Raw genomic sequence first — 11,464 nt, 5'->3', positions numbered from 1 at the left:
AGGGGACGGAGGGCTGGGGGATCCAGTGCGTACGGAAGAGCGCGTCATGGTGGGCATTGCCGACCGCGCGCAGCCGGGCCGGGCCGTCGAGCAGCTTGTGCCGGGTGACCTTGCCCGTCGCGGTGCGCGGGATACGCGCGATCTCGTACAGCTCGTCGGGGACCTTGAAGTACGACAACCGCTCCCGGCACAGGGCGAGTGCCTGGGCGGGGTCGAACCCGCCGGGTGCGGGGACGATGAAGGCCACCGGGACTTCGCCGAAGACGTCGTGCGGCTTGCCGGCCACGGCGGCGTCGGCCACGCCGGGCACCATCCGCAGGACGTCCTCCACCTCGACGGGGTGGATGTTCTCCCCGGCGCGGATGATGAGTTCCTTGAGCCGGCCGGTGACGGTCAGATAGCCGTCGCGGTCGCGGCGGGCGAGGTCGCCGGTGTGGAACCAGCCGTCGCGCAGTGCCTCGGCGGTGGCCTCGGGCTGGTCGTGGTAGCCCGCCATGATGTTCGGGCCGCGGACCCACACCTCGCCCTCGGTCCCGTCGGGGACGTCCAGACCCGTGCGGTGATCGACCACGCGCAGGGCGAGACCGGGCACGGGCAGTCCCCAGGAGCCCTCGCTCCGGGGCCCGGTCGGCCAGTTGATGGCGATCGAACCGGAGGTCTCGGTGCTGCCGTAGGCGTCGATGAGCGGGGCCTGGAAGGCGTCCTCGACCGAGCGGCGCAGCGCGGCGGTGGTCACGGCGCCGCCGACCAGGCCCACCCTCAGCCGGGGCGCCGTGACCCCGGGGGCGTTGGCGGCGCGGACGAGGTAGTGGTAGAGCGTGGGGACACCGGCGATGACCGTGGATTCCTCCTGGCCCCACAGGTCCAGCACGTCCTCGGCGGAGTGCCCGTCGGTGATGCGGGCGGTCGCGCCGACGGCCGTCACGGCCAGCACGCAGACGATGTGGGAGAGGCTGTGGGACAGGGGCAGCGGCCAGAGCACCCGGTCCTCGGCGGTGAGGCCGAGCGCGGGCACGTAGGACGCGGCGACCGACCAGAGGCAGTTGCGCTGGGTGGCGAGCACGCCCTTGGGCTCGCTGGTGGTGCCCGAGGTGAAGAGCATCCAGGCGACGTCGTCGAGCCCGTGGTCGTCGCGGGCCGGTGTGCCGGGCTCCGTCGTGGCGAACCGCTCGAAGGACAGGCAGCCCGGCGGCGCCGGGTCCTCGCCCACCACCAGCACCGTCAGCGGGTTCGCCTCGGGCCGCAGCCGGCGCAGCAACGGCAGATGGGCGCTGTCGGTGATGACGACCCGGCTGCCGCTGACGGTGAGCAGATGCTCCAGCTCGGCCAGGGAGACGTGCGGATTGACCGGGACGCCGATCCCCCCGGCGCGGACGACGGCGAAGTAACTCTCCACCATTTCCACCCGGTTGCCGAGGAACATGGCCACCCGGTCGCCCGGCAGCAGGCCCAGTTCGGCGAAATGTCCGGCGAGCCGACGGGTGCGCGCCTCCAGGTCCGCGTAGCTGACGGCACGCCTGGCGTCGGCGTAGGCGGTCTTGTCGCCGAAGCGGCTGCTCTGTTCCCTGAGGAGGTCCTGGATGGGGCGGATCAGTTCGGCACGCAGCATGCTGCCTTCATCACACTCCCATGGTCCGTGTTCCGGGCCAGACTTCGGCGGCTTCGCCCACGCACAGCTTCACACCGGGGGCAGCGCCGAAGACCCCCTGATCCACCCCCCTCATCTCCCCTCACTTGTCGATCACCGGCTTGCTCGTCGTCGCCGGGCGGGAGCCCGCTGTTGGGTTCGCCGTACCGGAGGTGGGAGGAGCCGATGCCCTACCCTTCGACGGCACACCGTCTACAGCTTCCAGGCCGCCTGGGCCGACGAATGGCGGCGGGCGCAGACGCCGGAGGGGACCGGCGAGGCGGCGCGGGCACGTCGCTGCGGACCGGTCTGCTGTACACCGGCATCGGCACCGCTCCGGTGGGGGCTCTCCTTCCTCACCTCGCTCGGCGCCCGCCTGGTGCACCTCGTGCCGGAAGGCTCGGGGGGCGCCGTGGTCGACGTGGACGAGGTGTACCTGCCGCTGCTGCGGGAGGCGCGGGCGCGGTTCCTGCTGGTGCGCCCGGACCACCACGTCTACGGTGCGGCGCGCACCTCCCGTGAACTGGCGAAGCTGGTCGACCGGTTCCGCTCCGGGCTGCTGGCGTGAACCGGGCGGTCAGAGGATGTAGGGCAGCTCCTGGCGTCGTTTGACGTTGAGCTTCCGGAACACCCGGGTGAGGTGCTGCTCGACCGTGCTCGCGGTGATGTAGAGCTTGGCGGCGATCTCCCGGTTGGTGTGTCCCTTGACCGCCAGCAACGCGATCCGGCGCTCCTGCATGGTGAGCGAGGGCAGCGCGTCCTGGCGCTGTTTCGCCGATGACACGGACTCGGGGTCGACGGGGTCCAGGCCGGCCTCCCGGCACAGGTACTCCGCCCCGGTCTGTCTGGCGAGGTGCCAGGCGCGGTGGGCCACCCGGCGCGCGTTGCGCTGGTCGCCGATGTCCCTGAAGGCGGTGCTGAGGTCGATCAGGGCGCGGGCCAGTTCGTAGTCGCAGCCGCTGTCCTTGAGCAGGTCGACGGCCTCGGTGAGCAGTTGCGGGCGCCGGTTGACCCGGCTGACCGCCGCCAGGGTGCGCAGGCACAGTCCGCGGTCCCGCGACAGGCCGGGCTGGAGCCGGGCCATCTGGTCCCGCACCAGGCGTTTGGCCTGCTCCTGGTCGTCCTGGGCCAGCCATGCCTCGGCGGCGCTGGTCCGCCACGGGACCGTGTCGACGCCGGCGGCGTCCCAGGTCTCGGCGAGTCGGCCGCAGGCCAGGAAGTCGGCGAGCGCGGCCTGGGGATGGTGGGTCGCCAGCCGGTAGTGGCCCCGGGCGTGCAGGTATTGCGTGCCGTAACGGCTGTGCACGGCCTGCTCGGGCACCGGCTGCGCCACGTATGTCGCCGCCAGTGCCAGTCTGCCGGACCGGGTGGCGGCCAGGATGGCGCAGCCCAGCACCGCGGCCAGTCCGGTCCCCCAGCCCTGTGGTGGTACGAGGGCCAGTGCGCGGGCCGCCAGGTCGTGGGCGTGGGTCAGCCGTCCCTGTCGCAGGTGAGCCTCGGCCCGCAGCGCGAGGAACCTGCCCTGCCAGGCGACAGCGTGGTGGTCGGCGGCTTCGGCCTCCAGCTTCTCGCACCACGCGACGACCTCGTCCACGCGGTTGGCGTGGAGCAGCGCGCGGAGGGCGAGCGTCGCGGACTCCGCGTTCCACAGCGAGCCGTGGTCGAGGTGGAAGGTGCCCAGCAGCAGCGCGGCGCGGTGCACGAGCTGGTCGGTGCGTCCGCGGACCAGGTCGTCGGCCAGCGCCAACGCCGAGGGCAGCCACGGGTCGTAGCAGGGGGCGGCCTCGGGGGCGGCCGCACCGACGGAGTGGGCGAGCTTGCGCAGCCCGGTGTGGAGGGGGTAGGCCATCGCCGCCCAGGTGGTCAGGGGGCGGATGTCCTCGGTGCCGGGCGCGGCGCCCTGGTGGGAGCGGGTGCGCAGCGTGTCCAGCAGGGTGGTCAGCTCGTCCAGGGCGCCGGCCTCGGCCAGGCCCAGCACGAGCTCGGATATCTCCAGCCGGTCCAGGTGGCCGGCGGTGAAGTCCGCCAGCCGCGTCCGCAGATGACGGACCGCCACCTGGGGTGTGAGCTGCCACTCCAGTCGGCTGAGCCCGGCGCGGATGCCCGCCGCGGTGGGCCCGTCCGTCCCGGTGCGCCGAGCGAGGTCCAGACAGTCGCGTGCGGTTTCGACGTCGCCGGTCGTCAGTGCCTCGCGGGAGGCGGCGACCAGAACCTCGGTGGCGCAGTCGATGCCGGGGTCCGCGGCTCCCATCAGCTGCCGGGCCACGGTCAGCGCGGGCGCGCCGGCCTCGTGCAGCAGTTCGGCGGCCGCACGGTGCAGGGTGGCCCGGCCGTCGGCGGGCATGTCCTCCAGCACGGTGGTGACGGCCACCGGATGCCGGAACGCGTGCCGCTCGGTGAGCACGCCGGCGCCGGCCAGGGCATGCAGGTCCTCGGTGGCGACCGTGGCGCCCACGCCGGCCAGCCGGGCCACGTCGGCGACCTCGGCCGCGCCGCCGAGCACGGCGAGGGCGCGCACCACGGACAGCATCGAGGGACGGCAATGTGCCACGAGGTCGAGCAGCGCCTGTCCGTAGCCCTCCGGGTAGGTCGCGCCGCCGGCCTGCTGATCCACGATCAGGGTCTGGACGGCCAGGAGGTTGCCGCCGCTGATGCCGTGCAGTTCGGCGGTGAGCCGTGGGGTGGCGATGTGCGGTCCGAGCAGGCGGGTGGCCAGGGTGTGAACCCCGTTGCGGCTGAGGAGGTTCAGGGTGAGGTGGAGCGCGTTGGGGCTGCGCAGGAGCAGTCGCGCCGGGACGGATGTGCGTGGCCGCCGCAGGGTCTGGTCGTCGGTGAGCAGCACCAGGATGCGGGCGCGGTGCAGCCAGGGCACCATGCCGGCGAGGAAGTGCAGGGACGGGGCGTCCAGGTAGTGGGCGTTGTCGACGCAGATCACCAGGGGGGTGGTCTCGGCGAGGCGGGCCAGTTCCACGGTGAGCTTCTGGAAGACACCCAGGACATGGGCCTGCGGGTCGCCGCCCGCGAACTCCCCGTCGGTGACGGTGTGTTCCACCGCCGAGGAGAGCAGGGCGCACATCCGGTCCCGGTCGGGCGAGGGGATCGTCATACCGTGTAAGAGCTGGGTCACGACTCCGCACGGCAGTTGGTGTTCCCGCAACGAGGCGGTGGCGCGCAGGACGCGGGCACCGGCCGGTTCGAGGGACTCCAGGAATTCGTGGACCAGCCGGCTCTTGCCGCTGCCCAACGGCCCGTCCACGATGGCCAGTCGCCCCCTGCCCTGGTCGGCGTCGGTGAGCAGTCCGCCCAGCTCGCCCAGGATCTCGTCGCGCTCCACCAGGAAGAAGGAACCTCCCCGGTTCCCGCGCATACCGGCCGCCGGTCGGTCGGCGTCGGCCAGGGAATCACGATACTCCGACAGGATCACAGGAACCCCCATTTCCTGGAGCATATCGACATACACGGTCAATCGTAGGACATATGCCGACGAAGGGCAAGTAACGGCCTTCGCTGAATGGTAACTTCTGCCTCTCGGGGGAGGGTGCGCACAAATCCTGTGGGATATCAGGGGTCGGGGTGCCGTCCGGCATGAAACGGCCCCCTGTGGTCTGTTGCCGCGAGGATCATGTATGACAGCCTCTGATCATGGTGCTGCCAACGCGTCCCCGTGGAGAGCGGATGTCACCGTGAGGGCCGCCGTGCTGACGGAGCCCGGCGCGCTGTCCGTGGTGTCCGTTCCGGAGCCGTCCTGCGGCCCCGGGGACGTGCTGATCCGGATGCGGGGCACGGGCCTGTGCGGCTCCGACCTCGCGGTGTTCAGGGGAGAACGGCGGCCACCGCGGCTGCCCTGGATCCTGGGCCACGAGGGGACGGGACACGTCGTCGAGGCAGGCGGCGAGGTGAGCGGTCTGCACAGCGGGCAGGACGTCGTCATCGAACCGGACTACTGCTGCCTGACGTGCGATGCCTGCCTGGCCGGGAGGACGTCGGCCTGCGGCGGCCGGGCCGCGGTCGGACTGACCGTCCCCGGCCTGCTGAGCGACTACGTGGTGGCACCGGCCGCGTTCGTCTGGCCCGTCGCACCGCGTCTGGCGCCCGAGGACCTGGTCTGCGCGGAGCCGGCGACCGTGGCGCGGGCGGCGATGCGGCGCTCGGGCATCGCTCCGGGCCGGAGCTGCCTGGTGATCGGGGCCGGCTCGCAGGGCCTGCTGCTGTGTCAGGCCCTGATCGCCCACGGCGTGACGGTGTTCGTCCAGGAGCCCAACGAAGCCCGCCTCGGCCGCGCCCGTTCCCTCGGCGCGACGGCACTTCCACCGGACGGGCGCGAACTCCCCTATCTCTTCGAGACGTCCGGGGCCCGCGGGGCCCTCGAACAGGGGCTGCGACGGCTCGCGCGACACGGCACGGCCGTGCTGATCGGGATGGACACCTCCCCGCTCGACATCTCCCCCCGTGATCTCGTGGCGGGACAGATCACCCTCGTCGGCAGCCTCATCTACGACCACCCGGCGGACTTCGCGCAGACCGTCCGCGCCCTGGAAGCCCGGACGCCGGCCCGGCTCGGCGCGGTGGTCAGCGACGGCTACGCCCTGGAGGACGTCCAGAAGGCGTTCACCGCGGCGTCCACGGCAGCGGGGAAGGTGTGGATCGACCTCTCCTGAACCGGGTGCGCGGGCTCATCCCTTCACCGATCCCGTCGCCATCCCCTTGGTCAGGAACGGTTCGAGGAAGAGGAAGAGAATGACCATCGGCACCATCGAGATCAGGCCGACGGCCATCAGGCCGGACCAGTCGACGCTGAACTCGCCGATGAAGGAGGCGATGCCGACGGTGACCGTCCAGCCGTCGGGGTTGCCCATGAGCGTGCGGGCGAAGAGGAAGTCGCCCCAGGTGAGGATCGACGCGTAGGTGAACGTCGCGGCGATGCCGGGCTTGAGCAGGGGGACGACCACGCGCCACAGCGCCCCCGCTCTTCCGCATCCGTCGATCATCGCGGCCTGTTCGATCTCGACCGGGACGGCGTCGACGAAGCCCTTCATCAGCCAGGTCGTGAACGGAACGGTGGCCGCGGTGTTGACCAGGGTGACCGACCACAGGTTGTTGACCATGCCGACGTGGGCGAAGAGCACGAAGACCGGGATGATCAGCAGCGTGCCCGGCAGCATCCGGCTGAACAGCAGGGTGAAGCCCATCGCCTGCTGGCCCTTGGTGCGGAAGCGGGAGAGGCTGTAGCCGCCCAGCGTGCTGACCACCGTGGAGATGACGGCGGCGCCCACCGTGGTGATCGTGGAGTTCCACATCCACTTCAGGACGGGCACGTCGTCGAGCACGGAGGTGTAGGCGCTGATCGAGGTGGCGTCGGCGGGCGGGACCAGCGGGGGGTCGGAGACCAGCAGCCGTTCGGAGGGGACGACCGAGGTCATGATCATCCAGTAGATGGGGAACATCAGCACGGAGGTGATCGCGATCGCCAGGGCGAGCAGGGACCACCGGCGTGGGCGGGAGAGTGTGGTGGACATGGGTGCTCCTGTGGTGACGGGCCGGTTCAGCCGAACTCGCGGCGCACGGACCGGCCCGCGGCCTTCAGCAGGGCGCCGCAGATCGCCATGGTCACGATGCCCAGCGCGGCGGCGGTGCCCATCTCGAAGAACTGGAAGGCTTCGTTGTAGATCCGGATGGCGAGCGTTTGGGTGGCGTCGTTGGGGCCCCCGCCGGTGAGCGGGAAGATGAAGTCGAACTCGCGGAAGACGCCGATGCCGGTGATCACGATGGCCAGTGCGGAGGCCGGGCGGACGGCGGGCCAGGTCACATGGGCGAACTGCCGCAGCGGCGACGCGCCGTCCATGCGCGCGGCTTCGTAGAGATCGTTGGGCACCGACTGGAGCTGGGCCAGCAGGACCAGGATGAAGAACGGGTAGTACTTCCAGATCGTCGGCAGGATCACGGCGAACATGGCGGTGTTCTCGTCCGCGAGCCAGGCGACGTTGCCGTCGATGATGCCGACCGAACGCAGCAGGTGGTTCACGACGCCGTAGGAGGCGTCGAGCATCCAGCTGAACGCCGCGCTCACCACCACTCCGGGTACCGCCCACGGCAGCAGGACCAGGGGCCGGATGATCCGGCGTCCGGGGAATGCCTTGTTGAGCAGGAGGGCGAGGCCCAGGCCGAGGCCGAAGGCGGGGAGCACGACGCCGAGGGTGTAGACGATCGACCGCACGATGTCGCTGACCAGACCGGGGTCGGTGAGGACGTCGCCGTAGTTGTCGAGCGTGAGCGGGTTCTGCTCCAGGTTGAGCAGGTCGGAGATCTGGCCGCCGCGGAGGCTGAGGTCGATCGCCACGTAGAGCGGGTAGGCCATCAGCAGACCGACGACGGCGAGGGTGGGCGAGAGCGTCAGGTACGCGAAGACGCTGCGGCGCCGGTGCTCGCGCCGCAGCGCGGGCGAGGGCTCGGGCGCGGTCGGCGGCCTGGGGGTGGCGGTCTTCGCGACACCTCCGCGCGGGGTGTGCTGCGATTCGGTGGTCATCGTTGCTCCATGGCCTGTTCGAGCTCGTCCTGAAGGTCGGCGGCGACCGAGGCGGTCGACTCGTCGGTGGTGATCAGGGCCGTGGAAGCGGCCGACGCGATGTCGCTGATACGGCCGAACTGCTCCCGGTGGGTCTGGTTGCCCGGGAAGATCGACACGGCTTCGTCCGCGAGCTGCTGGAAGAGTTCGAGCTGCGGGGTCTCGGCGACGGCCCGGGCGGTGACCGAGCCCGCCCGTGGCGCGGGGTTGGCGGTCAGCTCGGTGTAGCGGCGCTGCCACGTCGGTGTGCAGGCCAGCGCGATGAAGTCCCACACCGCCTCCGCCTTGCGCGGGTCGAGGCCGGCGGGCATGTGGATGCTGTTCGAGACGCCGCCGGGGACCTGGGGGAACGGTGCGCGGGCGGCCTTCAGGTGGGGGCGGACCGCGTCGGTCGCGCCGCCGAGCTCGTTCACGAAGAAGGGGCCGTCCAGGATCATCGCGATCTTTCCGGTGAGGAAGAGTTCGTTGCGCTGCTGGGACTGGATGCCTCGCGGCGCTTGGGCGAGGGCTCGGCGGTAGAGGTCGAGGCCGGCGATCGCCGCGTCGCTGTCGGCGGTGAACCCGCCGTCGTCGGTGGACAGCGCGGCCCCGCTGCCGACGACGAAGGCGGCGAGCTCCGTGTAGTTGTCGGGGTTCGGGGCCGTCGTGGCACCGAACCCGTAGATCCCGTCGCCGGTGATCGCCTCGGCGGCCGCGATCATCTCCTCCGCCGTGGCCGGGACCCCGGCTCCGACGGAGTCGAGCAACTGCTGGTTGTAGAAGAGGTTGTAGCCGTAGCCGAGCAGCAGGACGCCGTGGTTCTCGCCGTCCAGCGCCATCTCCTCCTGCAACGGCGTCCAGGTGCGCAGGACGTCGGTGGACCGCAGGCGGTCCTCCAGCGAGGCCAGCCAGCCGCGGCCGGCGAACTCGGCGGCGTTGCGCGCCGGGAGGTGCACGATCTCGGGGCGGTCGTTGGCGGCGAACCGGATCGTGAGCTGGTCGACGTAGCTGTCGAACGGCAGCGAGTAGAAGTCCACCTCCACATCGGGGTGGGTCCGTTCGAACTCGTCGATCAGCTCGCGCCACCACAGCGAGAAGGTCCCCTCGGCGGCCTGCCAGGAGGGGAACTCCAGCACGGTCTTCCCGCCGGCCGCCCCTTCGCCCGAGTGGCAGCCGGCGAGCACCGCGCCCGCGGCGCCCGCCAGCCCGAGCGAGAGCACGCGCCGCCGGGACGGTCCCGAACGTCGCGACGGCGCCGGGCCGTTGCGCGGCGGCGCCATCAGCCGACACCGCCCGACGTGCGGGGTGAGATGACGGGCGGACCGGCCTGGTGGGGGTATACGGCGGGGCCGGTGTAGCCCAGTGCCGTGCTGACCTCGTCGGCTGTCTCGATCACGCGTCCGGCCAGCTCCCCCTCGCGGTTGTCGAGGTCCATGGCCGACAGCGAGCCGGAGATCGAGATGGCCGCGACGACGTCCCCGGCGGCGTCGCGGATCGGCGCCGCCACGCAGGCGCGGCCCAGGGCGAGCTCCTCGACCTCCGTGGCGTACCCGCGTCCGGCGACGAGCTCGATCTGCGCGTCGAGCTCCTCGTGGGTGCCGACGGTCCGGCCGGTGAACCTCGGCAGCTGGGGGAGCATCGCGCGCCGCTGGTCGGGGGTGGTTCCCCCCAGCAGGCACTTGCCCATGCCGGTGGCGTGCAGGGCGTTGCGCTGTCCGGCCAGCGTCATCGACTTCGGAGCGAGCGCTCCCTCGAAGTTGGCGAGGTAGAAGACGGTGCCGCGGTGCAGGACGGACACGTTGACGCCGAGCCCGAGCAGTGCGGCGGCCTCCTGGGCGTGCCTCCGGGAGGCGCGGTAGACCGGATGCTGGTTGAGCGCCGACCCGGCCAGGGTGATCAGACCGGTGCCGAGCCGGTAGAGGCCGGACTCGGCGTCGCGCTCGACGTATTCGAGGGATTCGAGCGTCGCCAGCATGCGGGACGTCGTGGACTGGCCGAGCCGCGCACGGGATGCGACGTCGGCGACCCTGAGCGGCCGCCCGTCGTGGAACGCGGCGAGGACCGCGGCCGCGCGTTCGACGCTCTGGTTCGTGCTCGTGCCCTGCTCAGCACCCATGGCCAGCTCTCCTGCATCCGAAACACTTGCTTTCCGCAACGGATACTGCATTAGGCTATCCGCTCAATGCAAGAGCTGAACCGCAGAATGGATGCACGCATGCAGGTTGCCGCTGTCGAGACGTTCGTACTCAAGGTGTCCCATCACGAGGCGTACCTCGGCGCCCTGCCGGACGGCAGCGAGGTGCCGCCGGGCTACCAGGTACGCGCGCCCTGGCGCAGCCTGTACGCGCGCCGGTTCGAGACCCTGCTGGTCAAGGTGACCGCCGAGGACGGCACCGCGGGCTGGGGCGAGGCGCTGGCGCCGGTCGCCCCCGAGGTGCCCGCGGACATCGTCGACCTGCTGCTCGCTCCCACCCTGCTGGGGCAGGACGCGCTCGCGCCGCGGCCCGCCTGGGCGATGCTGCGGAACCTGATGCGCGAGCGCGGGCATCTCGTGGGCCACCAGGCCGACGCGCTGGCGGCCGTGGACATCGCGCTGTGGGACCTGGCCGGACGGCTGCGCGACGCACCCGTCGCCGCGCTGCTCGGCGGGGCCTTCCGGGACCGGCTGCCGACGTACGTCTCGGGGCTGCCCCGTCCCACCGACGAGGAGCGGGCCGAACTCGCCGCCGACTGGGCGGGCCGGGGCGCCGGCGCCGTCAAGCTGCACCTCGGTCACGGCGTGGAGGCCGACCTGGCCACGGTGGACGCCGTCCGGGCCGCCGCGCCCGCGTTGAAGGTCGCCGTGGACGCGCACTGGGCCTACGGCCAGGCCGAGGCCCGGCGGCTGGCCGCCGGCCTGGCCGACCGGGGCGGCTGGTTCCTCGAAGCGCCGCTGGCCCCCGAGGACGAGGAGGGCCACCGCAGGCTCGGCGAGCGGACGGCGCTGCCCGTGGCGGTGGGCGAGACCCTGCGCAACCGGTACGAGTTCGCCCGCTGGCTGCGCGCGCACGCGCTGGGCATCGCCCAGCCGGACGTGGCCCGTACCGGCATCACCGAGGCGATGGCGATCGCCGAGCTGTGCGCGGCGTCACACGTGCCGGTGGCGCCGCACCACTCCGTCGGGCTCGGCGTCTCCGTCGCCGCGGGCCTGCACGTGGCGGCGGCCATCGAGGACCTGCTGGTCTTCGAGTATCAGCCGACCTCGACCGAGGTCGGCCAGCGCGTCCTTCGCACCCCGCTGGAGGTCCACCCCGACC

9 protein-coding genes are annotated in these 11,464 nt (G+C 71.9%); 3 read left to right on the top strand and 6 right to left on the bottom strand.

What is annotated here, in order from left to right:
- Nucleotides 1-1,609: class I adenylate-forming enzyme family protein (locus tag ADY01_RS25630; protein ID WP_049578242.1), on the bottom strand; the 1,609-nt coding region annotated here is incomplete at its 3' end.
- Between the two features lie 406 nt (nt 1,610-2,015).
- On the opposite strand from ADY01_RS25630, the gene ADY01_RS39345 reads away from it, so the two are divergent.
- Nucleotides 2,016-2,195: a hypothetical protein gene (locus ADY01_RS39345; RefSeq protein WP_159001423.1), complete on the top strand. Its 180-nt coding sequence runs from the start codon at nt 2,016-2,018 to the stop codon at nt 2,193-2,195.
- A gap of 9 nt (nt 2,196-2,204) precedes the next feature.
- Here the strand turns inward: ADY01_RS39345 and ADY01_RS25625 are convergent, their stop codons facing one another.
- A complete protein-coding gene (locus ADY01_RS25625) occupies nt 2,205-5,063 on the bottom strand; it encodes a helix-turn-helix transcriptional regulator (protein ID WP_159001421.1) in 2,859 nt (952 codons plus the stop codon).
- 190 nt (nt 5,064-5,253) lie between these two features.
- Between ADY01_RS25625 and ADY01_RS25620 the strand changes: the two genes are divergently transcribed.
- The gene (locus ADY01_RS25620; RefSeq protein WP_234320411.1) at nt 5,254-6,285 is read left to right on the top strand and encodes a zinc-dependent alcohol dehydrogenase; all 1,032 of its coding nucleotides are present in this window, start codon (nt 5,254-5,256) and stop codon (nt 6,283-6,285) included.
- Nucleotides 6,286-6,300: 15 nt separating this feature from the next.
- Here ADY01_RS25620 and ADY01_RS25615 read toward each other — a convergent pair whose 3' ends face one another.
- Genes ADY01_RS25615 through ADY01_RS25600 form a run of 4 tightly spaced genes read right to left on the bottom strand, consistent with a single transcriptional unit; the run spans nt 6,301 to nt 10,284 of the window.
- Nucleotides 6,301-7,143 carry a carbohydrate ABC transporter permease gene (locus ADY01_RS25615; RefSeq protein ID WP_049578237.1) on the bottom strand — a complete coding sequence of 281 codons (843 nt, stop codon included), beginning with the start codon at nt 7,141-7,143 and terminating at the stop codon, nt 6,301-6,303.
- A 26-nt stretch (nt 7,144-7,169) separates the two neighbouring features.
- The gene (locus tag ADY01_RS25610) at nt 7,170-8,150 is read right to left on the bottom strand and encodes a carbohydrate ABC transporter permease (RefSeq protein ID WP_049578236.1); all 981 of its coding nucleotides are present in this window, start codon (nt 8,148-8,150) and stop codon (nt 7,170-7,172) included.
- Nucleotides 8,147-9,448, bottom strand: coding sequence for an ABC transporter substrate-binding protein (locus tag ADY01_RS25605; protein WP_078900598.1), 1,302 nt, complete (start codon nt 9,446-9,448; stop codon nt 8,147-8,149). Before ADY01_RS25605 ends, ADY01_RS25610 begins: the two co-directional genes overlap by 4 nt.
- Entirely contained in the window at nt 9,448-10,284 is an 837-nt protein-coding gene (locus ADY01_RS25600; protein ID WP_049578233.1) for an IclR family transcriptional regulator, read from the bottom strand. Before ADY01_RS25600 ends, ADY01_RS25605 begins: the two co-directional genes overlap by 1 nt.
- A 99-nt stretch (nt 10,285-10,383) precedes the next feature.
- Between ADY01_RS25600 and ADY01_RS25595 the strand changes: the two genes are divergently transcribed.
- On the top strand, nt 10,384-11,464 hold a 1,081-nt coding region (locus tag ADY01_RS25595; RefSeq protein ID WP_049578231.1), incomplete at its 3' end, for a mandelate racemase/muconate lactonizing enzyme family protein.

The organism is Streptomyces sp. SBT349, from assembly GCF_001083795.1.
In the GTDB taxonomy this organism is placed as follows: domain Bacteria; phylum Actinomycetota; class Actinomycetes; order Streptomycetales; family Streptomycetaceae; genus Streptomyces.
The sequence above is the reverse complement of the archived record's forward strand: the minus strand, read 5'-3'. Positions and strand labels throughout refer to the sequence as shown.

Bases quoted from the DNA above. Each gene is read 5' to 3' on its own strand.
- ADY01_RS25625 (WP_159001421.1), bottom strand. From the start codon at position 5,063: ATGGGGGTTCCTGTGATCCTGTCGGAGTATCGTGATTCCCTGGCCGAC.
- ADY01_RS25620 (WP_234320411.1), top strand. From the start codon at position 5,254: ATGACAGCCTCTGATCATGGTGCTGCCAACGCGTCCCCGTGGAGAGCG.
- ADY01_RS25615 (WP_049578237.1), bottom strand. From the start codon at position 7,143: ATGTCCACCACACTCTCCCGCCCACGCCGGTGGTCCCTGCTCGCCCTG.
- ADY01_RS25610 (WP_049578236.1), bottom strand. From the start codon at position 8,150: ATGACCACCGAATCGCAGCACACCCCGCGCGGAGGTGTCGCGAAGACC.
- ADY01_RS25605 (WP_078900598.1), bottom strand. From the start codon at position 9,448: ATGGCGCCGCCGCGCAACGGCCCGGCGCCGTCGCGACGTTCGGGACCG.
- ADY01_RS25600 (WP_049578233.1), bottom strand. From the start codon at position 10,284: ATGGGTGCTGAGCAGGGCACGAGCACGAACCAGAGCGTCGAACGCGCG.